Source organism: Halopseudomonas litoralis (assembly GCF_900105005.1).
In the GTDB taxonomy this organism is placed as follows: domain Bacteria; phylum Pseudomonadota; class Gammaproteobacteria; order Pseudomonadales; family Pseudomonadaceae; genus Halopseudomonas; species Halopseudomonas litoralis.
Genome location: NZ_LT629748.1, coordinates 1,125,106 through 1,150,563, shown reverse-complemented (window position 1 = coordinate 1,150,563; position 25,458 = coordinate 1,125,106). Strand labels below are relative to the sequence as shown.

The following is a 25,458-nucleotide window of genomic DNA, read 5'->3' as shown; positions in this document are numbered from 1 at the left end:
CCCCAGACCATGACCGATTCCGCTGCCTATATCACCCTCGATGCGTTGCTGGAGGCGCGCCGTCATTGCCGTGAACTGCCACTGTCTGGCCGTCCCATGCATGCCGGACGTCAGACCGGCCGACAGTTTTCTCGATTGCGTGGACGCGGTATCGATTTCGATCAGGTGCGTCTGTACCAGCCCGGTGATGACATCCGCAATATCGACTGGCGGGTGACCGCACGCACCCGCAAGGCTCATACCAAGGTATTTAATGAAGAGCGCGAGCGGCCGATATTCGTTCTCTGCGAGCAGAGCAGCCGGATGTTCTTCGGCACTCAGAGGTGCTTCAAATCGGTACTGGCGGCTGAAGCCTGTGCCCTGATTGCCTGGATGGCGCTGGCTCACAATGATCGCATCGGCGGCATGGTGTTCGATGCCGAACAGTGCCATGAAATTCGCCCGCGCCGCAGCCGCCAGGCAATTCTGCAACTGCTTAATCGCCTGCTCAGCGGCAATCATGCATTACAGCCCGGCGCCCCGGCAGCCATGACCGACGAACCGCTCAACCTGGCGTTACGCCACAGTCGCGAAGTCATTCGTCCCGGCAGCATCCTTTATCTGTTGTGTGACCACTCTGCCATTGACGGTCTGAGCCAGCCCCTGTTGAATGCGCTGGGCGCGCACAATGATCTGGTCCTGCTGCCGATATTCGATCCTCTGGAGGCTAGCCTGCCCAGCAGCCCGGCCCTTGAGTTCGTGCAGGATCACCAGCGCCTGACGCTGAACACCACCGACACCGCACTGCGTGAGGCCTGGGCCACACAGTTCCTGACTCGCCAGCAAGCATGGCAACAACTTGCCACTCGATTGCGCTGCGGCCTGCAACCGCTGGATACCAGTCGCCCGCCTATCGAACAGCTCCGCCTGCTGCTGAGCACGCATGCACGGAGGCGTCACTGATGGAAGAATCACTGTACGCCCAGCTGACTCATCCCGCCTCCCCGCCGGCGATCTCGTGGTGGCCCCCAGCGCCCGGCTGGTGGGTGCTCGGCTGCGCTCTGCTACTTGTCATGCTATTACTGCCCTGGCTGCTGCGCTATGCACGGCGCCGGAAACGGCGGTTGAATCGCCGCACCCGACAGATGCTGGCCGACGTGCCGGCAGCGCTGCCGGACGCCCAATGGTTGGCAGCCATCAATATCAGCATCAAACAACGGCTGAAGCTGCGCGGTGACGAGGCGGCCACGCGCCTGTTCGGTGAAGCCTGGCTCGACTTTCTGTGCAGCCGTTCGCCCAAGGCTCGCCGCGACATCCTGCAGCCTCTGGCTGCCGACTTATATCGGCCGGATGTCGAACTGACTCAGGCGCAGCGCCAGGCTTTGCTCACCGAGCTGCGACGCTGGATGCGCCACGATGATGTTTGAATTCCACTGGCCCCTGTGCTTTCTACTGCTGCCGCTGCCCTGGCTTTACCGGCGCTGGCTACCCGCCGCCGAGACCCGTTCAGCCGCATTGCAGGTCAGCTTCATGCAGCGTCTGGAAGCACTGCGGCCACTCTCTGCGCAGCACAGCAGTCCGGGACGCAAATGGCCTTATCTGGTGGTCTGGGTGCTGCTGGTCAGCGCCGCTGCCCGCCCCGAGCTGCTCGGTGAAACGCTGCCGACACCGGTCACCGGTCGGGACATGATGCTGGCGCTGGATCTGTCCGGCAGCATGGAGTTTCGAGACATGCAGCTGGATGGCGAAGAGGTCAATCGACTGGTACTGGTCAAGCATCTGCTTGGCGAGTTTGTTGATCGTCGCCACGGTGACCGGCTGGGGCTGATTCTGTTCGGAAGCCAGGCCTATGTGCAGGCACCGCTCACCCATGACCGGCAAGCGGTCAGCGAATGGTTGGAAGAAAGCTTCATCGGTCTCGCCGGCCGGGAAACCGCCATCGGCGATGCCATCGGCCTGGCGGTCAAGCGGCTGCTGGATGAACCCGCATCGAGCCGGGTGCTGATCCTGATTACCGACGGCGCCAATACCGCCGGCAATGTCAGCCCGCTGCGCGCAGCCCGGCTGGCCGCCGAGCACGGCATACGCATTTTCAGCATAGGTGTCGGTGCTGATACCCAGACGCAGGACAACACCACTGCCAGCCTGTGGGGATTGCAGTTCGATCCCTCCATCGAGCTGGATGAGGGCAGTCTGAAGGAAATTGCCCTGATCACCGACGGCAGCTATTTTCGTGCACGTAACGAGGCGGATCTGCAGGCCATCTATCAGCGCCTGGACGAGCTGGAACCCGCTTTGCGCGACGGCCTGCCCGACCGTCAGACAACGCCGCTGTATCCCTGGCCGCTGGGTCTGGCGCTGACATTGAGCCTGATGCTGTCGGGCAGCGTCGTCCTGCGGAGGGGCCGCCATGTCTGAGCTCTTCGGCTTCTCCTTCGCGCGCCCGTTGTGGCTGTTGGCCCTGCTGCCGGCGGCTTTCCTGCTGGTGCTCCTCTATCAACGCGGCTGGCGCCGCTCCGGCTGGGAGCAGCTATTACCCGCCCAGTTGCATGGCTGGTTGTTGCAGCAGCATCCCGGCGGTAGTCATGCGCTGCGCTTCACCGCCCTCGGGCTGACCTGGACGCTGGCTGTACTGGCTCTGGCCGGGCCTGTGGTAAACAGTGTCGGCGAACCCCGGCGGCTGTCGGAAAGCGCGCTGGTCATCGTGCTCGATGTCTCGCGCAACATGCTCTCCGACGATCTTGCGCCCAACCGCCTGCAACGCGCCAAACACAAGATCCGCACGGTGATGCAGGATTACCCGGACACTCAGCTGGCATTGATCGCCTTCGCCGGCAGCGCTCACCGGGTGACACCTCTGAGCCAGGACCGCAATACCATGAGCAGTCTGCTGGCGGCACTGGAACCGGACATCATGCCGGCCGATGGGCAGAACGTGGAGCAGGCCCTGAGCCTGGCTGGGCAGATGCTCGCGGACCAGCCCCAGCGCAGTTCCCAGGTATTATTGTTGACCAGCGGACTCGACACCACGGAACGCGACGCACTGGCCAGACAGGCGCAGGAGCTCGGGGCGCAACTGGCGATTCTCGGGATCGGCACCGCCGCCGGCGCCCCGGTCCCCCTGGCCGAAGGCGGTTTCATGCGCGACGCCGAAGGCCGCATTCTGCTGCCCCGGCTCAATACCCAGCAACTGGCCACGGTGGCGCGGCAGCACGGCAGCCGCTATCACGGCATCACCATCAGCAATCGGGATCTGGACTACCTGGTGCTGCGTCCCAGCGTTGATGTCAGCAGCGACGCCAGCGAACGTCGGCTACCGGTGGACCAGGGCCACTGGCTGGTGCTATTGCTGTTACCCTTGGCGGCACTCGGCGCACGCCGCGGTTGGCTGGGCGTGCTGCTGATTGCCGCGTTGCTGCCACCACCGGCTCAGGCCTTCAGTTGGGCCGATCTATGGCTTCGCCCGGACCAGCAGGCCATGCAGCTGCTGGAGCAACAGCAACCCGCTGCCGCAGCCGAGCATTTTGTTGATCCTGCCTGGCGCGCCTGGGCGCTATATCAGGCAGGTGACTATCAACAGGCCGCCGAGGCCTGGACGCAACTGGCCGCTACCGAGCCCGACAATCCGCAACATCATTTCAACCTCGGCACCGCCCAGGCCATGGCTGGACAATACCAGCTGGCGCTGGAAGCCTACGAACAGGCTCTCACCCGTGCGCCCGAGCATGGCGCTGCGCGTCATAACCGAGGCGTTGTCGAAGCGTTACTGAAGAAATTGCGCCAGCAGCAGGAAGACCAGCAAACTGATAGCAACGACGCCAGCCCCGGCAGTGACACTGCTCAACAGTCTTCCTCAAGCAGCAACGGCAACGGCAGCAACAGCTCATCTGCTGCGAGAACCTCGCCGGGCAGCAATGGCGAAACGCCGGGTACCGACAGTGAGGTATCCGGCCCCTCAGGCCCCGCGACAACGGGTGCAACCACAAGTCCGCCATCAACTGACCTCAACAGGGCTGCCACAGACGAGCAGTCTGCCGGCAACAGCACGACCGGGAATCAAGACCATGGAAGCCGCAGCGAACATCGCGCCGCTCTCGAACAACAACAGGCACTGCAACAATGGCTGAGGGATATTCCGGACGATCCGGCTGAATTGTTGCGGCGCAAGTTTCTATACCAACATCTGCAGCAACAGGAGTCGCCGCGATGATCAGATTGATAACCCTTTGCCTGACGATCATCTTCAGCCAGCTGGCGCACGCCACGCTCGAGGCCAGCGTTGACCGCACCCGGCTGGTCGAAGGCGAAGCCCTGGAACTCACCTTGGAAACGCCCTCGGCCAGCCGTCTGAGCGAGTTGGATCTGAGTCCATTGCAGGAGCACTTCGAGGTACAGCGCACCCGCCAGTTGAGCCTGGTCAGCCAGATCGATGGCAAGACCACGCCAGTGACCCGCTGGGTAGTCAGGCTGCTGCCACAGCGAACCGGTTTCGTGGTCATTCCACCGCTCAACCTGGGCACCTCGGCGAGCCAGCCAATCAGCCTGCAGGTGCTATCGGCAGCACAGGCCGCCAATGACAGCCGCACCCAGCTGGCACCGGTGTTCATCGACAGCGAAGTGGATATCGAAACGCCCTATGTCCAGGCCCAGGTCTTGCTGACTCTGCGGATCTATCATTCGGTATCGTTGTTCGACGACTCAGTCCTCAGCGGCCTGGATATCCCCCACGCCCGAGTGGAAAGCCTCGGCCCGCCGCGTCATTTCGAACGTCTGATGAACGGAGTACGTCACGGCGTGATCGAGATGCGCTACGCCATCTTCGCCCAGCAGAGCGGTGAGCTGGAGATACCTTCGCAACTGTTCAGCGCCACCACGCTCCAGCCAACCGATGGTACACAGCGTTTCTCCGCCCGCACCGGAAAACTCATCCAGGTACGCTCACCAAGCATTACCCTGCAGGTGAAACCCGTACCAGACAGCTACCCCGCCGGGGTGCCTTGGATACCCACCTCGGCGCTGAGCCTGAGCCAGACCTGGCAACCCGACCCCGGTATCGATCTGCTCAGCGGCGAACCCCTTACCCGCACGCTGATTCTGGAAGCCGACGGTCTGAATGCCAGCCAATTGCCCGTACTGCAGAGCCTGCCGGGCGACGCCGACAGCGAGCTGCGCCAATACGCCGATCAACCGCGTCTGGAAAGCCGCATCAATGACAGCGGAATACACAGCGCGCGGCATGACAGCGCTGCCCTGGTCGCGCTGCAGGAAGGTTCATATAGTCTGCCGCAGGTGGTGGTCCACTGGTGGAATACGGCTGAAGATCAGCTGGAAGTCAGCACGCTTGACGCGGTAACCCTGAACTTCAGTCGCAGTGGAGATTACCCCGAGGTAAGTGAGCCTCTGAATTTCCAGACAAGCGAACCCACCCTGCTCTGGCCTTGGCAGCTGGCAACCGCGCTGCTGCTGTCGGCCCTGGCGGCAAGTCTGTATTACCTGCGCCTTGCCCATCACATCTTGGCCGAATACAGCCTGCCAGAAGCCGAAGAAGATCTGGATGATGCAACCCAGGACAACCCCCTGGCCGACCTGCAGGCTGCCTGTCGCACCAACCAACCAGCGGAAGCGCGCAAGGCCCTGGAGACCTGGGCCCGCCAACAGCACACCGAAGGCCTGATTGGGCTTGCGCACAACTATCTGGAGCTGGAAGAAGCACTCGACGACCTCAACGCCTGCCTGTTCGGCCGCGCCCACCACACCTGGCGCGGCAAACCATTATGGCGCGCCGTACGCATGGTCATCCAGAGCCGCCGCCGTGAAGCAGAAGAACAACAGACGGCGAAACCCGAAGGGTTGTATCCGGAAGTCTAAGAGCCAACCCGGACGCAGAACATCTGCGGCGCGGGCTCCCACGCAGAGCATGGGAGCCATCGGCTAACTCCACATCCAGCTGCCACCCCAAGTTAGAAAAGCCGCGCGCCCTGATAACCCACCGCCTGCCCGCCACTTCGATCGTTTGTATGGTTCATCTGCAGGTCCAAAATGGACCTGTCAGGGTGGAGGGGCTCAATCGTTTTCCGGCCTTTCGGCACGGACTGTGGGAGATTTCGCCCCACCCTCACCATAAACGCCAATAGAGAATCCATCGGCAGAGCCAAGCCGCTCAGACCGACGATACGTCGCAAGCCAGCGTCTGGTGAGCCCTGACAAGTCAAAGACTACTTTAGCTTGGAGGACGCGCCATGACAAAATCTGTTGAATCTATCCTGGTGGGTATCGATGTCAGCAAGGCGGAGCTGGTGATCGCTCGCAGTGACGCCCCTCAGATCGACACGATCAACAACTCCCCCAGCGCTATTAAGCGCTGGTTGAAGTCGTTGCCGCAGGGCTCAAGGATCGCGCTGGAAGCCACCGGAATTTATCATCGGCAACTGGCCACGCTGGCTCATGCAGCAGCACACCCGCTCTACTTACTGGATGGTTATCGGCTCAGCCGTTACCGCGATGGGGTAGGTACCCGGGCCAAGACCGACCCGTCTGATGCCAGACTGACCCTGCGTTATTTGAGCAACGAGCTTGAGGAGCTCAAGCCTTGGATCCCTGCCCATGATGCGTTTTACCGCATCCAAAGCCTGATGCGCCGTCGAGCCTCGCTGGTTCATACCCGAGTAGCGTTGAGCCAGAGCTTGCAGGATGTACCTGAGTTGAAGCAGGCGAGCAAACAGCTGGATACCCATATCCGTCGCGTTGAGCTGCTGATTACCCAGCGCCTGAAGCAGGCCTTGGCAGACGTAGGCTGGGACGCAGATGCAAAACGCTGCATGGACATCGAAGGCATTGGCGAGCTGAGCTCAATGGCACTCGCCAACACCTTCCACCGAGGTCGCTTCAAGAGCAGTGACGCCTTCATCGCTTACCTGGGGATGGATGTCAAAGTCCGAGACTCTGGCAAGCAGGCAGGCCGACGAAAACTCACCAAGAAAGGCGACCCGGAATTACGCCGCCTGCTCTACAACGCGGCTATGGCTGCCCGTAAAACCGCTGCCTGGAAGGCGTTATACGAGACCTATCTATCACAGGGACTCAAGCCCATCCAGGCGCTGATCAAGCTGGCAAGAAAGTTGGCGCGCATTGCCTTTGCCTTGATGCAGAATCAAACGGTTTATCGGCCCAAAACCTGATAAAAGGGGTTGGCATGAACCATAGAATCTCCCACGCTCCAGCGTGGGAATGCCTGTCGGGACGCTCCGCGTCCCATCCCACCGCCGTGCAGACGTCTACCCCTCCCCCTCAAACCAAAAAGGCCGCGCGGTTTCCCGGGCGGCCTTTGGTCTTGCGTTACAGCCTTCAGCTGCGCATTTTCTCCGGGCGCAGCAGGAAGCGCGCCAGGGCTGGCAACAGCCAGAGGGCACCGAACATGTTCCACAGGAACATGAAGGTCAACAGAATACCCATATCAGCCTGGAACTTGATCGCCGAGAAGATCCAGGTTGCCACCCCGATGGCCAGGGTGAAGCCAGTGAAGGTCACTGCCTTGCCCGTCGTCTTCAGGGTTTCATAGTAGGCTTCCTGCAGTGGCATGCCCTGACGCAGGTAGGTCTCCAGTCGGCTGTAGATATAGATCCCGTAGTCGACCCCGATACCCACACCCAAAGCGATAACCGGCAAGGTTGCCACCTTCACGCCAATGCCGAGGAAGGCCATCAGTGCGTTGGCCAATACCGAGGTCAAGGCCAGCGGGATGATGATACAGAGCACCGCACGGATCGAGCGGAAGGTTATCAGACACATCAGGATAACCACCGCATACACGGTCAGCAGCATCTTCAGCTGGGACTTCTCGATCACCACGTTGGTCGCAGCTTCAATCCCGGCATTACCGGCAGCCAGCTTGAAGGTGATGTTGTCGGTGTTGTATTCCTCGGCAAACTCTTCAACCGCCGCAGTCGCCCGGCTCAGGGTGTCGGCCTTGTGGTCGTTGAGGAAGATCATCACCGGAGCAAGCGAGCAACTGGCGTTGAACATGCCATCCGGCGCCCGGCTGATCGCCGTATTCAGGTTGTCCTGGTTCCGCGACAGCGCCTGCCATTTCAGGCTGCCCTCGTTGTTGCCCATGATTACCTGCTTGGCCACAGTCACCAGCGACACAGCGGATTGCACGCCCGCCAGGTTGCTCATGCGCCACTCCAGTTGGTCGATGGCTTCCATGGTTTCGTAGGCCGAGCACATTTCCGGCGGCGTGCTGACCATGACCACCAATACATCGGAGCTGGTCGAGTAGTTGCTGATGATGAACTCGTTATCCAGGTTGTAGCGCGAATCCGCACGCAACTCCGGCGCACCCGGGTCCAGATCACCGATCTCGACATTCTTGCCGTAATAGATACCGAAGCCGAAAGCCAGAATCGCCAGCACCACGGAGATCGGTGCAACCGCAGGATGGGCAAAACCGGAGATGAACTGCCACAATTTCTGCGGACGTGAAGCCAGATCCCGATTGCGCTCTACCGCACGCTTGCTGATACCGATGAAGGACATCAGGATCGGCAGAAGCATCAGGTTGGTCAGAATGATCACAGCCACACCGACGGACGCGGCAATACCCAACTCACGAATGACTTCGATCTCGATCAACAGCAAAGTCACGAAGCCGACACCGTCCGACACCAGTGCCACAATCCCTGGAACGTAGAGCGAACGGAAGGCGCGACGGGCCGCGGTATAGGCATCATCCGCCCCGGCATATTCGATTGCCATGGCGTTGATGATCTGCACCCCGTGGGAGATACCGATGGCGAACACCAGGAACGGCACCAGAATCGAATAGGGGTCCAGACCAAAACCCAGGGTATGCAGCAAACCGAGCTGCCAGATCACCGCAATGACCGAACATACCAGGGTGGTAAGCGAGCTCTTCAGACAGCGGGTGAAGATCAGCAGCAGCACGAAGGTGATCAACAGCGCAGCGCCGAAAAACATCACCACCTTCATGATGCCGTCGATCAGGTCACCGACCTTCTTGGCAAAGCCGACAATATGAATACTGATATTGGGGTTTTCGTCCTGGAACTCGCTGCGGATTTTCTCTTCCAGCAGGCGAGAGAACTCGCCATAGTCCAGCTTGATCTGCTCGGCCTGGTTTTCCGGATTGGGATAGGAGCCCTGCAGCGGCACATCGATGATGGTGGATTTGAAGTTATTCGCCACCAATCGACCGATCTCACCGGACTTGAGGATATTGGTACGCAGTTCGTCAAGATCTTCCGCGCTCAGGTAGGCTGGGCGGCTGGCTACCGGCCCACCGTCGAAACCGTACTCGGTCACTTCGGTCCAGCGCACGTTCGGCGTCCACAATGAACGCAGGTTGGCACGGTCTACGCCGGGCAGGAAGAATACCTCGTCATTGATACGCTTGAGCGTTTCCATGTACTCGGTAGAGAAGATATCACCATCTTTGATCGCCACTGCGATACGGATGGAGTTACCCAGATTGCCCATGTCGCTCTGATGTTCGAGCATGTTGATGATGTAGGGATGCTCGAGAGGAATCATCTTCTCAAAGCTGGTGACTGGGCGGACCTGCGCTGCCTGAAAACCGAAGAACACGGTCAGCGCAGCAAAGATCAGCAACATGATCAGTCGGTTATTGAAAATGACCCGTTCCACAAGTGGAGCGGTCTCCTGATGGTGTCTGGACATCCAGATTCTCCTGGCTTTAATTCTTCTTGTAAGAAATCGTCGATTGAATTATGCGTTTTATTCTTCGGTATCGGCCGGTTCCGGCAAGGTAAGGGCGGTGCTTCCAGCGGCCGACAGCCCCTGTTCATCAGCTTTTACCACCCCCCGCTGACCAACCAGCAGAATGCCCCCGTCCGACAAACCGGTAGCACTCGCCAGAGCAACCCGATCCGGGCGCACAGTCACATCAAAGCTGCGTCCGCCGTCGTCACTGGTGGCAACCACGCCGCCCACCCCTACCACGACCAGGCGACCATCGGCGGCCAGCTGACCACCGGCCAGAGTGCCTTCCAGAGGGCCATTGTTGGGCGTCATCAGTTCGACCCGCTCCCAGCTATCACCAAAATCGCTGGAGCGGTACATGTTGCCGCGCAACCCCCAGGCCAATATGCCACCCGCTTCACCGGTACCGGAAACGCCGAACCAGGAACCGTCATAGGGCATCTCGGTCAGGGTTTCCCAGGTATCCCCGAAATCGGCGGAACGATACATGGTGCCCATCTCGCCTACCAGGAACAGACCACTATCCTGGACGACAGTCAGCGCGTTGTAGTGGAAGCCGTCGGGATTGTCGATATCAAAGGAAACATCTTCCCAGGTCTCGCCACCATCGTCGGTACGCAGGAAAATACCATAGGCGCCGACCGCAAAGCCGGTCTGACGGTTGCGGAACCAGACATCCATAAGCGGTTTTTCAAGGAAGCCAAAACCCTCGTCCGGCGCGTCGATTTCCGGGTCACGGTATTGCACCGTCCAACTTTCACCACCATCGGTGCTGTGCAGAACCAGTGAGTCGTGACCTACTGCCCAGCCGTTACGCTCGTCGACGAAGTCCACCGCAGTGAGGAGCTGGCGAGTCGGGGCCGGAGCCTGCAGCCAGCTGTCACCCTGATCATCGGAATAGACAATGTGGCCACGCGCACCGACAGCAACCAGGCGCTCACCTGCGTGCTCGATATCAAGCAGCAGCGACTTGCTGGATTTGAGTGAAATGATCGCCGGCTTGAGATCCTCGCCGGCAATATCCTGTGCCATAGCGAGTGAGGCGCTGCCGAGCAAGGCGCCGGATAGACCCAGCGCCATGACGATCCTGCGTGACAGTGCTGTGGTGATTCCTTTATCCGGCTGTTCTGCACCAGCCTGGCTAAAGGATGAAACGCGCCAGGAATTTGGCTCGTGCATAGTCCTTCCCCTTTGTTCTTATAGATCACTCTGCCGATTGGCATGTCTCCCGCATACTATCGGGGTTTGACAAGCGCTGCCAACTGACCTTGGTTATCTTTTGTTAATCATGTCGGTGATATGGCGCGACTGGATCGATCTCTGCAGATCGACGCCATAACCGGTATTTTCTTCGGAAATGTCATACAGGATGGCACCACTGCGGCCGAATGCACGGCATTCGATCGGACGACGCAGAATGAACAAATACAGGAAAGAAGACTGGCTTCCCCGGAACGGACTGGATTACTGTCGCAAGACAGCGCGCAAACCTGATCCATCAGGAAATTACGCATTCAAGACCCCTTTTGTTATTGGCCACCCTGGATCGTCGGGTGATTTATATTAGGGCGAATCAGGCACTTCACCAATGCCTGCTCGGTAATCTTTTGTAATCAGGACACCATAACCTACAAAACATGGCTTTGTCTCATTCTGCTGCACATCGAACAGCCAGCCGGCCATTCGTCGTGCAGCAGAATCAGCATCAGGCCAACGACTTGCTCACCACCTCATACACATCAGCGGACAGGTCTTCACATGCCAGAATGCGCGTCAGCTCGGCCTTCATCAACGCCTGGCGCGACGCATCAAACTTGCGCCAGCGGGTGAGCGGCGTAAGCATTCGCGAGGCAATCTGCGGGTTGAGGCGGTTCAGCTCGATGATCTGGTCCGCCACGAAGCGGTAACCCTCCCCATCTGCACGATGGAAGTTGGCCAGATTCTGATTGGCAAAGGCACCAATGACCGCCCGCACCTTGTTCGGGTTGCGGATATTGAATGCCGCATGCGACATCAGAGCCTGCACGCGTTCCAGGCCACCCGGCAACGGACTGCTCGCCTGGATGCCGAACCATTGATCCATGACCAGCGGGTAATCGCTCCAGCGCTGGGCGAACTCGTCCAGCGCTGCCTGCTTCTGCTGTTCATGGGGCGAATTGACCAGCGCCACCAGCGCGGCCTGACGGTCGGTCATGTTGCCGGCTTCGACAAACTGCTGCACACATGCAGAGAGCGACTCGGACGATTCAGTCAACATCAGGTAACCGAGCAGTGTATTGCGTAGACTGCGCCGCGCCATGGACTCGGCATCGGCGCTGTAACTACTGCCGTCGTCTCCCAACTGGCGGAAGCGTGTCCACATGACCTCGGTCAACCCCGTCGCCAATTCCCTGCGCACCCACTCACGCACATGGTGGATGGCGTCGACATCAGCCACCTCAGCCAGCTCGATCAAATAGGCTTCAGATGGCAGACGCAGAATCTCGGCCACCATGGCAGCGTCCAGCGCAGTGTCTTCCAATACCGCACGGTGAACTTCCAACAAGCGTTGATCCAACAGCAGCGGCCGACCTGCCTGATGGATCTGGATCAACCCCTGCAGCACATCCACGGCCAGGGATTGTGCCGCCTCCCAGCGGTTGAAGCCGTCCGGATCGTGCATCGCCAGGAACACTCGATCGTCCCGCGAATAGGGATAGACCAGCTTCACCGGCGCCGAGAACTCGCGCAGCAGCGATGGCAACGGCTCTTCGGTTACGTTTTCAAAGACGAACAGCTGTTCGGCCTCGGTAACCGCCAACACGGTTTCGGTGCCTCTGCCTTGGTCTTCACCGGCCAGTTGCAGCGGCATTTCCCGACCTTCGCCATCCAGCAACGCCATGCGCATCGGGATCACGAAGGGCTGTTTTTCCGGCTGCCCGGGGGTTGCTGGACAGCTCTGCCGACACAATAACTGGAAGGTCGAGGTGGCCGCATCATAGCGGCTGTCGATCTGCAGCACCGGTGTGCCGGCCTGGCTGTACCAGCGCTTGAACTGGGTAAAATCGACGCCGTTGGCGTCTTCCAGCGCAGCGATGAAGTCGTCACAGGTCACCGCCTGGCCGTCGTGGCGATCGAAGTACAGATCAGTACCCTTGCGAAAACGTTCGGCGCCCAACAGGGTATGCAGCATGCGCACAACCTCAGCGCCCTTCTCGTAGATGGTCAGGGTGTAGAAGTTGGAGATTTCAATGAAGGAATCAGGCCGCACCGGGTGGGCCATGGGACCGGCATCTTCGGCAAACTGATTGGCCCGCAGAAAGGTCACGTCTTCGATGCGCTTGACCGTACGCGAATTCATGTCGGCATTGAACTCGGCATCACGGAATACCGTGAAACCTTCCTTCAGCGATAACTGGAACCAATCGCGACAGGTAACGCGGTTACCCGACCAGTTGTGAAAGTACTCATGGGCGACCACCGCCTCCACCCGCTGAAAAGCCGCGTCGGTGGCGGTATCCGGGTGAGCCAGTACGCAACTGGAGTTGAAGATGTTCAACCCCTTGTTTTCCATGGCGCCCATATTGAAGTCGTTCACCGCAACGATCATGAAGATATCCAGATCGTATTCACGGCCATAGACGTCCTCATCCCAGCGCATGGAGCGCTTGAGGCTGTCCATGGCATGACCGCACTGCTCGCGGTTTTCCGGCTCGACATAGATGCGCAGCTCAACCTCGCGCCCGCTCATGGTGGTGAAGCTGTCATCGATGCGATACAGATCGCCGGCTACCAGGGCGAACAGGTAGGCCGGCTTGGGGAAAGGATCTTCCCAGGTCGCCCAGTGCCGACCACCCTCATGCTCGCCGCTGGTGATCAGGTTGCCGTTGGACAACAGCACCGGATAGGCGTCACGCTTCGCCATCACCGTGGTGGTGAAACGACTCATGACATCCGGACGGTCCAGATAATAGGTGATCTTGCGAAAGCCCTCGGCCTCGCACTGGGTACAGAACATGCCACCGGACTTGTACAGCCCTTCCAGCGCGGTATTGTTCTGCGGCTCGATCCGGGTAGTGATCGCCAACTCGAACTCGCGCGCCACCGGCTGCAGGGTCAGGCTGTTTTCATCCACCTGATACGCATCCGCTGCCAGACTCTGGTCGTCCAGCTTGACGCTCTGCAGCATCAGCTCCTGACCATGCAGCACCAACGGTGGCAGCGCACCCTCCCCGTCAGCATTGACGCGCATCGCCAGACGACTGTGCACCAACGCATGATCTTCGAACAACTCGAACGTAAGGTGGGTTTCATCGATCAGATAGTCGGGCTGCTTGTAGTCCGTGAGGTGGATGGTCGTGGGTTGTTCTGTACGCATGGGGGACTCCTCAGGACACACTGAAAGCCAGAGTGTAGGACGTGTATTTGCGAATATTGATGACAGCGGTATCCAGCAACAGATATTGACCCTTGATCCCCAGCAAGGTGCCCTCCAGAACCGGCTCCTTGCCCAGGTTGGCCGACTGCGGCTTGGCACTGTATTGCAGCACCGGGTAGCGGATATCCTGCACCTGGGCATCCGGCAGCGGCTGAATTGCCTGCAACCCGAAGCGCGCCTGCAAGGCCTCAAGCCCTTCACGGGCACCACCGAGGAGACGGTCGCGCTCGGCCAGCAGATCGATCGGCTCGGGCTCTCCGCGCAACAGCGCACGCCAGTTGGTCTTATCGGCTACATTCTGACGCAGCAGATCTTCCACCAACCCGGATTGCTGCCGGGTCGCCACGCGCAGAATCGGCAGCGCCTGGCTGGCGCCCTGATCTATCCAGCGCGTGGGAATCTGCGTCGCACGGGTGATGCCCACCTTCAGGCCCGATGAATTGGCCAGATAAACGATATGGTCGGTCATGCAGAACTGCTCACCCCAGGCCGGCTCGCGACAGGTATTCAGTTCATAATGGCAACGTTCAGGACTGACAATGCAGACATCACAGCTGGCCAGCTTGGTCATGCAGGGATAGCAATGCCCCTGGCTGTAGCTCTTCTTGGTACGCCGGCCGCAATGCATGCAGTGGATCTCGCCCATCGCCTGCAGCCGTATGGTGCGACCCAGCAGCTCGTTCAGAGGAACCTGCTGTTCGCCCAGCGGCAAACTGTAATTGACTGGTTCATCCAGCGCCCCAAGCAGCTTGCGGATGCTGCCCTCACCACTGACAAACGCCATCAGTGCAGTGTGCCTTTGGCCGGCTCAAACAGAGAAGCATCCAGATTAGTGGGGGCCTTCGCCTGAGACTTGCAGGTCTGGCCGATATAACCGGTACGCTGTTCTTCCGGCAGATTATCCATCTCCCAGGCAATGATCGCCTGCAGGCACAATTCCTTCTGCTCGGGTGTCAGCTTGCGGCCATCCGACCACTTGCCCAGCTCAATGGCCTGCTTGAGACTCTCATATACCTCGGGAGAGATATTGCGCAGCATGTCGATAAAGGTATTCATGGCGTCTCCGGAACACTGATTCGGTAATCGGCTATTGTACCCCGTTCAGCGCCTTCGCTGCAGACCTCCGGCAACCGCACCGCACAGGCAACCGATCACCAGCCCGCCAACATGTGCCGCGTTGGCGATGGCGCCAAAGCCCAGCAGTGTGACGACGCCGGACAGGCACAGCACCAGCCAGCCCAGCATCATTACCACCACACCCTTGGGCAGAGCAAAATGCACGTTGGGCGCGAGTAGCTGATACAGCCAGCAATAGCCCAGCAGTCCGTAAAGCACGCCGGACAGGCCGCCGAATATGGCCGGACCGCCGAACAGCCATTGCGCCGTATTGGACACCAGCGCAAACAACACCGTCAGGCCGAGCAACCACCAGGCGCCCGAGCGCAGCTCGATACGTCGCCCCAGTTCCCAGTACCACAGCGCGTTGAATGCCAGATGCATCCAGCCGAAATGCAGAAACATCGGCGCTATCAGCCGCCACCACTGCGCCATATCCGGCACGGCTGCGATGTAGCCGGTTGGCGTGATCGGCGTAAAGGTAAACAGCGCGATGGTCTGCAACTCACTGCCCAGCCGTGTTATCACAGCCACCACTGCGGTGATCAGCAATACCGCCATGGTTACCGGTATCAGCCGCAGCATCTGCTGCCAAGCCAGCCGTAACCGGGCACCGCCCCCTGACGGCCTCTGAGAAGCTGTCGATTCCGGCACACCCTGGGCGTATACACCCCGAACTATCTCCGCATCCACCTCATCGCGGGTCCAGATCACCTGCCGACCGCGCTCTTCGGTGATCCTGTGTGGCACACCCTGCCGGCGCAGGAAATGCGTCAACTGACTCAGGTCTTCATCCAGCCGGCAGTGCATCGCGCGGTGCATACTCATCGCACATCCACCCAGACAAAGTTTTCTCGCCGCACCCGCTGTTCACCGCTCCAGCGGTAACTCACCAGTCGGCCATATTTCACTGCGCTGTAGTCCAGGCAGGCCAGGTTCGGGCGCAATGCCTGTGGCAGACCCTGTTGCCAGTAATGCCCGACAAACAGCAACGGCTCATCGGCACCGTACACCAACAGTTCGCGCTTCTGCCGATAGGTCAGCGGACGGATGGCAATGTGTTCGGGCAGGTCATCAGGCTGGAATACCAGATCACCGTAGGTTTCCGGCGTTTCTTCCCAGAACTTGGTGCGGAACATTCCGCGGGTAACCCCGTCGCCACCTCTCATGGTCAACCCATGGGGCAAATGCATGCCGATGCCGCGCAGCAAACGGTCGAACACCAGATCGGCGAAACCATCGCGCTCCACCGATGCCTGCAGGAAATCGACATCCGGGCAGGCATCAGGAAACTGCGCAGCGAATGATTGAATCAACTCATCATCCCAACAAGCATGCACCAGCCGGAACGCGCCCTCATCCAGAAAAAGTGGCAGCGTCCAGAACCAGTCGAGAAACTCGTTCCACTCGGCGGGGTGGTTGGCAAACTGCTCCAGCGTCGCGTGGATCTGCCGCTCATTGCGCTCGGTGTGCTCACGCACGTAGGTGCGACCACTGCCAGCAGGCGCCGGGGTTACCCAGCCCAGCGCATTGAATTCATGGTTACCCATGATGCAGCGCGCCGCGCCGGCCTCGACCATATCGCGGACCAGATGCAGTGCTTCACGAATGCGCGGGCCGCGATCGATAATATCGCCGAGAAACAAGGCCTGGCGCTGGGGGTGCTGCCAGACGCCATTGGCTTTGGCATATCCCAGACGTTCCAGCAGCGCTTCCAGCGTTTTCGCGCAGCCGTGAATATCGCCGATGATGTCGTAACCCTGCCAACGTTCTGCCGCCATGTTCATCGCTCCGTCAGGCGGCTGCTCCAGCCCAACTTGCTGCGGCAGATGGCGTAGAAGTTATGGTCCAGCGGGTGGATCAGGCGCAGTTTCTGCGGTTTCTTGCGAATGATCAGCGTATCGCCCGGGGCGCAGGCAATATGTACCTGTCCGTCGCAGCTGACCTGAGGATAGATACCGTTCTGCTTGGAAATAAGCACTCGCAGCTCACTGTTGCCATCCACGACGATGGGGCGACTGGACAGGGTATGCGGGAACATCGGCACCAGCACCACCGCATCCAGCTTGGGGTGCATGATAGGTCCGCCGGCTGACAGCGAATAGGCAGTGGAACCGGTCGGCGTGGCCACGATCAGACCATCGGACTTCTGGCTGTATACGAACTGACCATCCACATGGAGCTCGAACTCGATCATCCGCGCGGATTTGCCCGGATGCAGCACCACCTCGTTCAACGCCTCGCTGCTGCCCAGCTGCTCCTCATCACGACGGACGAAGGCATCGAGCAGAAATCGCGATTCGACCATGTATTTTCCGGCGAGCACATCGCCGACCCGTTGCTCCAGCTCGTCAGGAGAAATATCGGTGAGAAAGCCCAGCCCGCCTCGGTTGACACCCAGCACCGGCACATCGTAACGACACAGCGCACGTGCTGCACCGAGCAAGCTGCCATCACCGCCAACGACGATCACCAGATCGCAGATCTCGCCCATCATCTTGCGGGTACAGACCTGCTGTTGGTGACCCGGCAGCAGATCAGCCACGGCATCTTCGAGAATCACGGTATAGCCGTGATCCAGCAGGAAACGTTTGAGCCGTCTCAGGGTATCCACGACCTTGCCGCTGCCCAGACGCCCGATCAGCCCTATGTTGCGGAAATTATCCATGCACCAGTCTCATATGTCGGCTTCAGAAATTCCGCACAAAATTTTACCGCACGGATAACGCATAATTATCCGCAGCCGCCGGCGTTATGGCAAATGCACAGGGTCAATCGATCAGGCTTACTCGGTATCCACCGACGTACGATGTTGCAGTCGGCTGAGCTCCCGACGCAGCAGCGCGTTGAGCTTCTGCTGTTCAGCCAGTTCCTGCTTGATGTCCAGCAACTCCCCTCGGGCCACCGCCTGGTGATCGGTATGTTGCGCGCGCAGGTTCTCCAATTGCTGACGATGAATCTGCTCCTGGACGCTGAGCCGACTGTGCAGTTCGGATATTTGCCGCAGGTATTCGGCCACTTCACCGGCGTGGGTCTTCTTCAGCGCCTCAAACTCGGCCGCAAGTTCAGACTCGAGGGTATGCTGGGTGCCAGCGTCTATCGTTGAATTATTGCCGTACCAGGTATCTTCGGCCGCCACCTGCAGATCGCCAGCCAACACTGCCAGCGCCTCCTCGTCATCACCGAGGATGCCTAATGCATTGCGCGTTACTGCCGATTTGATCAGTGCCAGGTCAGCCTTGCCGCCGCGCTGTCGTGGCTTCCACATGCTTGCCCGGTATTGGCTGTCACCAAAGCCGAGACAGGCCAGGCGTATCGGCCCACCGCCCATATCCGGGCCGCGACTGGCTTTTTCGGCCAGTTGGCGCAGCGGCAGATTCCATAGCCGATTGACGTAGCCCTCCATATCGAAATCGATGGTGATGAACACCGCCGCCCGCACATGCAGGCGATGGTTGATCTGCAGAAACACCGCCTCGATGGTCTCATCAGCGCATTCAGGTGCCGCCACCAGACCATCAAGCAGTGCCTCGAACTCAGGGAACAGCATTTCCCGCGAGATACCATGTTCAGAAAAGAACATTACCGCTTCGGTCAACAACGGCTTCTGTATTCTGACCACCTCTCTTGCGTCCATCGTTTCCGTCCCATCCATTGTTGGTGTTTATCTCCCTAACTTTGCACTTTTTCCGAGGCGATTACACCCGCCTCGGTGCAGTTAATGAAGAGCCAATCTCAGGTCTGTGATGGATTTGGCAGAGATTACAGAGCAGCCGCCAATCTTGAACCCTGATCGATAGCGCGCTTGGCGTCCAGCTCACTGGCAACATCGGCACCGCCTATCAGATGCACCGGGTTGCCGGCAGCTTCCAGGCCGGCCTGCAATTCGCGTAGCGGATCCTGCCCGGCACAGACAATGATGGTATCGACCGGCAATACACTGATCTGCTCACCCAGGCGGATATGCAGTCCCTGGTCATCGACCTGCAGATACTCGACACCGTTGAGCATCTGCACCTGCTTGGTTTTCAGGCCAGCGCGATGAATCCAACCGGTGGTCTTGCCCAACCCGGCACCGACCTTGCTGGCCTTGCGCTGCAGCAGATACACCTCACGCGCCGGCGGCTCCGGCAGCGGCTGAACCCCTTCGATACCGCCACGCGCCTGCAACTGGGCATCAATCCCCCACTCCTTCCAGAACTGCCCGGTATTCAGGCTGGCGCTGTCACCACTGTGGGTGATGAACTCGCTCACGTCGAAACCGATTCCGCCGGCACCGATCACCGCTACCTTGCGGCCTACCGGCTTGCGCTGCAGGATGGCATCCAGATAACCCATCACCATGGGGTGGTCGATACCGGGAATCTCGGGCGTGCGCGGCGCAATACCCGTAGCCAGAATCACCTCATCGAAATCGCCCAGATTCTCCGGCGCCACCCGAGTGTTGAGCTTGAGTTTTACCCCGGTGGTCTCGATACGCTTGCTAAAATAGCGCAGGGTTTCGTAGAACTCTTCCTTGCCGGGAATCAGCTTGGCGATGTTGAACTGACCGCCGATTTCCGCTGCCGAGTCAAACAGCGTGACATCATGCCCGCGCTCCGCGGCAACAGTCGCCGCAGCCAGACCCGCCGGACCCGCTCCCACGACGGCAATCCTGCGGCTCTCGCGTACCGGAATATAATTGAGCTCGGTTTCATGGCAGGCCCGTGGATTGACCAGACAGCTGGTCAGACGACCGCTGAAGGTATGGTCCAGGCAGGCCTGGTTGCAGCCGATACAGGTATTGATTTCATCGGCGCGCCCGGCTGCCGCCTTGTTGACGAACTCCGAGTCGGCCAGGAAAGGTCGCGCCATGGAAACCATGTCACCGTCACCCTCGGCCAGCACCTGCTCGGCTACCTCAGGCGTGTTGATGCGGTTGGTAGTGATCAGCGGAATAGACACTTCGCCCTTGAGCCGCGCAGTGACCTTGGTGAAAGCGGCACGCGGCACCTTGGTGGCAATGGTCGGAATACGCGCCTCATGCCAGCCGATGCCGGTATTGATGATGGTCGCTCCAGCCTTCTCGATTTCCTTGGCCAGCAGTACCACCTCATCCCAGCTGCTGCCCCCTTCCACCAGATCCAGCATCGACAGGCGATAGATGATGATGAACTCACGCCCTACCGCCTCACGCACCCGGCGCACGATCTCCAATGGCAAACGCATACGGTTCTCGTAGCTGCCGCCCCAGCGGTCGGTGCGCTGGTTGACCCGTTGCACCAGGAACTGGTTGATGAAGTAGCCTTCCGAGCCCATGATCTCTACGCCGTCATAGCCAGCGCTCTGCGCCAGCACAGCGCAATTGACGAAATCACTGATCTGTTTCTCAATGCCCGCCTCGTCCAGCTCCTTCGGCGTGAAAGGGTTGATCGGCGAACGCACCGCACTGGCCGACACCTGCTCGGGTGTATAGGCATAGCGTCCCGCATGCAGGATCTGCATGCAGATTTTGCCCCCCGCCTCATGCACCGCCTGAGTCACCACCTTGTGCTGTTCAGCTTCCTCGAGAGTACTCAGCTTGGCTGCGCCCTTGCCGACGCTGCCTTCGGTATTCGGGCCGAAGCCACCGGTAACGATCAGCCCGACGCCGCCGCGCGCGCGCTCGGCAAAAAAAGCTGCCATGCGTTCGAAACCCTGCGGGCGTTCTTCCAGCCCGGTATGCATGGAGCCCATCAGCACGCGGTTATGCAGCGTGGTGAAGCCCAGATCCAGCGGGGCCAGCAGATTGGGGTAGAGGGTTTGTCCGGTCATGTTCATGCTCCATAGATCATCATCAGGCCGCCGGCTCATCGTCCGGCTTTGGTAGGGAGCTGACAATAGGCCGGGCACCGGCAACGCTCAATCACTTCAAATGACATTTTCATAACCCTGGGTTACATTCTACTTTTATCAGACACCCCCTCTGTCAATGAATGAGCGGCCCTAAAAACCATGAAACTGGGTGACCTGTCGGTCGGATACCTTTACAGCCTGCAGGCCGCTTTGCGCAGTCTCGGTCATGACCCCGAGACGCTGCTGCGCCGCTATCGGATCAGCGCAGCGCTGCTCGACCAGCCCCAGGCGCGTATCAGCATTCCACGCTTCATGCGCCTGGGCCACGCCGCCACCCAGCTCAGTGGGCGAGCCGACATCGGTCTGCTCATGGGCCTGTACAGCCAACCCTCGCATTTCGGCTTACCGGGCATAGCCGCCCAATGCGCTCCAACCCTGGCCCAGGCATTTGAAACCCTGATGCGTTTCGAGCGTCTAGCCAGCCAGAACTACCGCGGTCACTCCAGCTTTGAGGCACCGGCGTCGCGCTTCTACTCCATCAGCCCGTACAACGCCTTCAATCTGTTTGTGGTGGATTCCGCACTGGCTTCGCGCATGCAGCTGGCCCGCCAGTTGACGCGCGGCGCAGCCCGCCTGCGCGAAGTACATATCGAATTTCCCGCCCCCGCCTACAGCGCACGCTATGAAGCACTGTTCGGCTGCCCGGTGCTGTTCGATCAACAGCACAACCAACTGCTCTGGGAGCCAGCCAGCCTGGCACTGCAACCAGAGCAAAGCGCGGCCACCACTTACAGCCAACTGATCGAGTTGTGTCAAGCACAGCTGACCGAGCTGACCCGGCATCGGCGTCTGCGCGAGCGCGTGGAGGAAATTCTTTCACCGCAACTGCACAGTCAGTTGCCGACGCTGGATGAAGTAGCCGCGCAATTGGGTCTGCCGGGATGGACGCTACGTCGCCGCCTCAAGACCGAAGACAACACGCGGTTTCAGGACATCATTGATGAGATCAGACGCGAGCTGGCAGTGACCTATATCCGCGATACGGAAATGGCCTTGGGGGAAGTGTCGTTTCTGTTGGGGTTTTCATCGCCTGCTGCGTTTCAGCGGGCATTCAAACGCTGGACAGACATGACGCCGGGGCAGTATCGCCGGCAGAGCCGGGAAGCCGTGTTACCGAACGACCAGGGCGGGCCTGGAATGCTGTTGAATTGAAAGGTTCGTTGTGGCTGATGGTTTCAAACCCTCAACCGCACACATGCTCACTCCCTGGGCCAAGGCTACTCGGCCCAGGATGCAATCTCACACACAAGCTCGCACCTTACATTTCCTGGGCATCTTCCACTTCGTAATCCCAATCCTGAGCACGCTGTTCCAGTATTTCTTCTTCGTATTCGTTCATCTTGTTTTCTCCGTTTCCTGTTGCAGGAGTGACGTTGACACACATCATCTTATGATCCCTGCATTACAGTCTGATGTAGCGGAGCGGTAAAAGTTCAGAGCACAGCACAGCCCACCAGCACAGACACCTCAACCAATTCGACCAGCGCACCAGCGGTATCCCCGGTGGTACCGCCCAGTCGCTCACACAGGTAATGACGAACAATCAGCAATACAACCAGCGCGATGATCAGTGCCAACACGCCTACCCAACCGAACAGCAGCATCGCCAGCCCATGCACCAGCAACAACATCGGCAGACTGCGGCGCGGCATATGTTCAACCAGCGGCTGACCGAGACCACCGGGCCGCACATAGGGTGTGCTGTAGAGCAGCAGCGGCAGCACCCAGCGTCCCAGCCAGGGCGCCAGCAGCAGGGCGCCCCACTGCCCAGCCTGCAGCAGCGCCACCAGGGCGCCGAATTTCAGCAACAGCAGCAATACCAGACTGATGACACCAATCGGCCCGCAGGTCGGGTCTTTCATGATCGCCAGAGTGCGTTCACGATCACCATAGCCACCGACCCAGGAATCAGCGGTATCAGCCAGCCCGTCCAGATGCAGCCCGCCGCTGAACCATACCCATAGCGCCAGCAACAGCGCAGCCTGAAGCAGTGGCGATATGCCCCCCAGCAGCCATTGAGCCAGCAGCAGAGCCACCCCGAGCAGCAACCCCACCAAGGGATACCAGAGCAGCGAACGACCGTTTTCCTCGGCGCAGGGTACTCTCACCAAACGGATCGGCAAGCGAGTCAGAAACTGCAACGCGATCAATAAAGGCATTCGCTCAGCCTCCCGGCACTCTTAACCTGGATACGCAGTCGCTGGCCATGGCCAACTTCCACCTGCAGCAGCCCCTCGCGCGCCAGACGGCGGGCCCGGGCCAGCAGCAGACGCATCACCCCGCCATGGGTGACCACCAGCAGGTGCTCACCGGCGCGACGCTGGTACAGCTCCTCGATCACGCGCAGCACGCGTTGCTCGAACAACGCCAGCTGCTCGCCACCCGGCGGCGTAAAGCCATAAGGATCGGACCAGAAACGTCCCAGATCATCAGCATGATCGACCATCAGCTCGCTGGCATGGTGCCCTTCCCATTCACCGAAATGCAGCTCGCGGAGATCATCCAGAACCACCAGCGGCGCCCGACACTGCTGCGCCAGTTCAAAGGCGAAATCGGCACATCGGCGTAACGGCGAGCTGACGATGGCATCCCACTTCTCCGGCTGCACCGTCGCTTCGCGCATCTGCTGCCAGCCCAGCGGGGTCAGCAGGTCATCCAGGCTGCCGCGGAACCCGCCGCCGAGTTCGGTTTCACCATGGCGCAGCAGATCCAGCGTCAGCATGTGACGGGCTCTGCTGTCACCGCCGCCTCGGCAAAGGTCGCCATCTCATTGTGCAGAGCACAGGCCATACGCAGCAGCGGTACCGCAGCCGCAGCTCCTGTCCCTTCACCCAGGCGCATGTCCAGTTCCAGCAAGGGCTCAGCCCGCAAGGCCGAGAGCACGGGCGCATGACCGGGCTCAGCGCCGCGATGACCAAACAGCATCCATTCGCGACAGGCCGGGTTCAGTCGGATTGCGCACAACGCCGCGGTGGAACAGATATAACCATCCACCAGCGCCGGGATGCCGCACTGCGCCGCTGCCAGGTAGGCGCCGGTGATAGCGGCGATTTCCAGCCCACCAAGACGACTCAGCACATCCAGCGCCGTCTGGCAGTGCGGCCGATGCAACTGCAGCGCCGCCTCGATGACCCGCGTCTTGTGGCGCAGTCCTTCGGCGTCCAGGCCAGTGCCCGGCCCGACCAGCGCCGCCGCCGGCTGATCCAGCAAGAGGCTGGCCATGGCGCAGGCTGGCGTGGTGTTGCCGATGCCCATTTCCCCGGCAATGAACAGTTGCGCGCCCTGCTCCACCGCATCCAGTACCGCCTGACGACCCGCCCGCAGCGCCAGTCGGCACAGCTCCTCACTCATTGCCGGCTCGTGCAGCAGATTGGCGCTGCCCGGTGCCAGATCCAGATGATGCACACCGGGCAGCGGCTCGATCGGTACCGCCAGACCAAGATCACGCAGATCCAGGGTCGCGTCGAGCTGTCGGGCCATGACGCTGATCGCCGCGCCACCGGCGGCGAAATTGCGCAGCATCTGTCCGGTGACCGCCGGCGGCACCGTCGATACGCCCTCCACGGCCACCCCATGGTCACCAGCGAATACACTGATCCATACCCGGTCCATCTGTGGCCTGGCACTGCCCTGCCAGCCGGCCAGCCGTACCGCCAGCTGTTCCAGTCGGCCCAATGCACCCTGCGGTTTGGTCAACTGGGTCTGACGCTGCCTGGCCTGCTCCAGCGACACGCCATGCATCTGCGCCACCGAATTGCGCCACCAATCTGTGTTCATAGATTCCCCGATAATTTCAAATCGTCTGTCCCCGTACTGTCCTTGGCGCCCTTGAGCAGCATCGGCAATCCGGCGACACAGAACTGTACGCGGTCACTGCACCTCGCCAGTGCCTGATGAAGCCAGCCGGCCTCATCCACATAGCGGCGACTCAGTTCGCCCAGCGGCACCACACCCATGCCGGTTTCATTGCTGACCAGAATCACCCGCCCCGGCAACTCATCGAGCACATCCAATAGTGCTTGGCGCTCCCGCTGCAGACGTTCGGCATCCTCATGTAACAACAGGTTGGTCAGCCACAGCGTCAGACAATCCACCAGCAGACAGCGCTCCGGCTCCGCCTGCTCGCGCAGCACCTGGGCCAGGGCCAGCGGCTCTTCGACCAACTGCCAGTGAGCGGGTCGACGCTGGCGGTGATGGGCGATGCGCAGCCGCATTTCCTCATCCAGCGGCTGGCTGGTGGCGATGTAGGTAACCGCCAGTCCCGAGTCCAGCGCGAGGCTTTCCGCGAGTCGGCTCTTGCCTGATCGCGCCCCACCTAATATCAATTCAATCAA

At 60.1% G+C, this 25,458-nt stretch carries 22 protein-coding genes; 7 read left to right on the top strand and 15 right to left on the bottom strand.

Translation table 11 applies throughout. The features are described from left to right. The first annotated feature begins 9 nt into the window (after nucleotides 1-9). From BLU11_RS05670 to BLU11_RS05645, 6 genes are all read left to right on the top strand, one after another. A complete protein-coding gene (locus BLU11_RS05670) occupies nucleotides 10-942 on the top strand; it encodes a DUF58 domain-containing protein (protein WP_090272455.1) in 933 nt (310 codons plus the stop codon). Further along, nucleotides 942-1,406 (top strand): DUF4381 domain-containing protein, encoded by a 465-nt coding sequence (locus BLU11_RS05665; RefSeq protein ID WP_157718568.1) that lies wholly within the window; start codon nucleotides 942-944, stop codon nucleotides 1,404-1,406. Before BLU11_RS05670 ends, BLU11_RS05665 begins: the two co-directional genes overlap by 1 nt. Further along, entirely contained in the window at nucleotides 1,396-2,397 is a 1,002-nt protein-coding gene (locus BLU11_RS05660) for a vWA domain-containing protein (protein WP_231702275.1), read from the top strand. The genes BLU11_RS05665 and BLU11_RS05660 overlap by 11 nt, the downstream gene beginning before the upstream one ends. After that, nucleotides 2,390-4,189, top strand: a complete 1,800-nt coding sequence (locus BLU11_RS05655) for a VWA domain-containing protein (RefSeq protein ID WP_090272453.1) — start codon at nucleotides 2,390-2,392, stop codon at nucleotides 4,187-4,189. The genes BLU11_RS05660 and BLU11_RS05655 overlap by 8 nt, the downstream gene beginning before the upstream one ends. Continuing rightward, a complete protein-coding gene (locus BLU11_RS05650; protein WP_090272452.1) occupies nucleotides 4,186-5,847 on the top strand; it encodes a BatD family protein in 1,662 nt (553 codons plus the stop codon). The genes BLU11_RS05655 and BLU11_RS05650 overlap by 4 nt, the downstream gene beginning before the upstream one ends. Before the next feature lie 371 nt (nucleotides 5,848-6,218). After that, complete coding sequence (locus tag BLU11_RS05645) at nucleotides 6,219-7,157, top strand: IS110 family RNA-guided transposase (protein WP_090272451.1); 939 nt, start codon at nucleotides 6,219-6,221, stop codon at nucleotides 7,155-7,157. Nucleotides 7,158-7,323: 166 nt separating this feature from the next. Here BLU11_RS05645 and BLU11_RS05640 read toward each other — a convergent pair whose 3' ends face one another. The 10 genes from BLU11_RS05640 to BLU11_RS05595 form a co-directional block, all read right to left on the bottom strand. After that, nucleotides 7,324-9,675 (bottom strand): efflux RND transporter permease subunit, encoded by a 2,352-nt coding sequence (locus BLU11_RS05640; protein ID WP_090272450.1) that lies wholly within the window; start codon nucleotides 9,673-9,675, stop codon nucleotides 7,324-7,326. A 57-nt stretch (nucleotides 9,676-9,732) separates the two neighbouring features. Continuing rightward, nucleotides 9,733-10,896 carry a WD40/YVTN/BNR-like repeat-containing protein gene (locus tag BLU11_RS05635; RefSeq protein ID WP_090272449.1) on the bottom strand — a complete coding sequence of 388 codons (1,164 nt, stop codon included), beginning with the start codon at nucleotides 10,894-10,896 and terminating at the stop codon, nucleotides 9,733-9,735. A 526-nt stretch (nucleotides 10,897-11,422) separates the two neighbouring features. Continuing rightward, on the bottom strand, nucleotides 11,423-14,074 hold the full coding sequence (gene pepN / locus BLU11_RS05630; protein ID WP_090272448.1) for an aminopeptidase N: 2,652 nt from the start codon (nucleotides 14,072-14,074) through the stop codon (nucleotides 11,423-11,425). 10 nt (nucleotides 14,075-14,084) lie between these two features. Then, on the bottom strand, nucleotides 14,085-14,918 hold the full coding sequence (locus tag BLU11_RS05625) for a DUF2797 domain-containing protein (protein ID WP_090272447.1): 834 nt from the start codon (nucleotides 14,916-14,918) through the stop codon (nucleotides 14,085-14,087). Beyond that, nucleotides 14,918-15,190, bottom strand: coding sequence for a YeaC family protein (locus BLU11_RS05620; RefSeq protein WP_090272446.1), 273 nt, complete (start codon nucleotides 15,188-15,190; stop codon nucleotides 14,918-14,920). The genes BLU11_RS05625 and BLU11_RS05620 overlap by 1 nt, the downstream gene beginning before the upstream one ends. Nucleotides 15,191-15,235: 45 nt before the next feature. Beyond that, on the bottom strand, nucleotides 15,236-16,078 hold the full coding sequence (locus BLU11_RS05615; protein ID WP_090272445.1) for a rhomboid family intramembrane serine protease: 843 nt from the start codon (nucleotides 16,076-16,078) through the stop codon (nucleotides 15,236-15,238). Next, nucleotides 16,075-17,031, bottom strand: a complete 957-nt coding sequence (locus BLU11_RS05610) for a metallophosphoesterase (protein WP_090272444.1) — start codon at nucleotides 17,029-17,031, stop codon at nucleotides 16,075-16,077. The genes BLU11_RS05615 and BLU11_RS05610 overlap by 4 nt, the downstream gene beginning before the upstream one ends. A gap of 2 nt (nucleotides 17,032-17,033) precedes the next feature. Further along, nucleotides 17,034-17,918 (bottom strand): NAD(+) kinase, encoded by an 885-nt coding sequence (locus BLU11_RS05605; protein WP_090272443.1) that lies wholly within the window; start codon nucleotides 17,916-17,918, stop codon nucleotides 17,034-17,036. A 117-nt stretch (nucleotides 17,919-18,035) separates the two neighbouring features. After that, nucleotides 18,036-18,887, bottom strand: coding sequence for a hypothetical protein (locus BLU11_RS05600; protein ID WP_090272442.1), 852 nt, complete (start codon nucleotides 18,885-18,887; stop codon nucleotides 18,036-18,038). 125 nt (nucleotides 18,888-19,012) lie between these two features. Further along, nucleotides 19,013-21,043, bottom strand: coding sequence for an NADPH-dependent 2,4-dienoyl-CoA reductase (locus BLU11_RS05595; protein ID WP_090272441.1), 2,031 nt, complete (start codon nucleotides 21,041-21,043; stop codon nucleotides 19,013-19,015). Nucleotides 21,044-21,223: 180 nt separating this feature from the next. Between BLU11_RS05595 and BLU11_RS05590 the strand changes: the two genes are divergently transcribed. Beyond that, nucleotides 21,224-22,276 (top strand): AraC family transcriptional regulator, encoded by a 1,053-nt coding sequence (locus tag BLU11_RS05590; RefSeq protein ID WP_090272440.1) that lies wholly within the window; start codon nucleotides 21,224-21,226, stop codon nucleotides 22,274-22,276. A 106-nt stretch (nucleotides 22,277-22,382) separates the two neighbouring features. Here BLU11_RS05590 and BLU11_RS19670 read toward each other — a convergent pair whose 3' ends face one another. From BLU11_RS19670 to cobU, 5 genes are read right to left on the bottom strand one after another with little or no spacing between them, the layout of a single operon-like run. Further along, complete coding sequence (locus tag BLU11_RS19670) at nucleotides 22,383-22,511, bottom strand: hypothetical protein (RefSeq protein ID WP_269433236.1); 129 nt, start codon at nucleotides 22,509-22,511, stop codon at nucleotides 22,383-22,385. 46 nt (nucleotides 22,512-22,557) lie between these two features. After that, a complete protein-coding gene (locus BLU11_RS05585; RefSeq protein WP_090272439.1) occupies nucleotides 22,558-23,283 on the bottom strand; it encodes an adenosylcobinamide-GDP ribazoletransferase in 726 nt (241 codons plus the stop codon). Further along, nucleotides 23,271-23,846 carry a histidine phosphatase family protein gene (locus BLU11_RS05580; protein WP_090272438.1) on the bottom strand — a complete coding sequence of 192 codons (576 nt, stop codon included), beginning with the start codon at nucleotides 23,844-23,846 and terminating at the stop codon, nucleotides 23,271-23,273. The genes BLU11_RS05585 and BLU11_RS05580 overlap by 13 nt, the downstream gene beginning before the upstream one ends. Then, nucleotides 23,840-24,901: a nicotinate-nucleotide--dimethylbenzimidazole phosphoribosyltransferase gene (gene cobT, locus BLU11_RS05575; RefSeq protein WP_090272437.1), complete on the bottom strand. Its 1,062-nt coding sequence runs from the start codon at nucleotides 24,899-24,901 to the stop codon at nucleotides 23,840-23,842. The genes BLU11_RS05580 and cobT overlap by 7 nt, the downstream gene beginning before the upstream one ends. Further along, the gene (cobU, locus tag BLU11_RS05570; protein WP_090272436.1) at nucleotides 24,898-25,458 is read right to left on the bottom strand and encodes a bifunctional adenosylcobinamide kinase/adenosylcobinamide-phosphate guanylyltransferase; all 561 of its coding nucleotides are present in this window, start codon (nucleotides 25,456-25,458) and stop codon (nucleotides 24,898-24,900) included. The genes cobT and cobU overlap by 4 nt, the downstream gene beginning before the upstream one ends.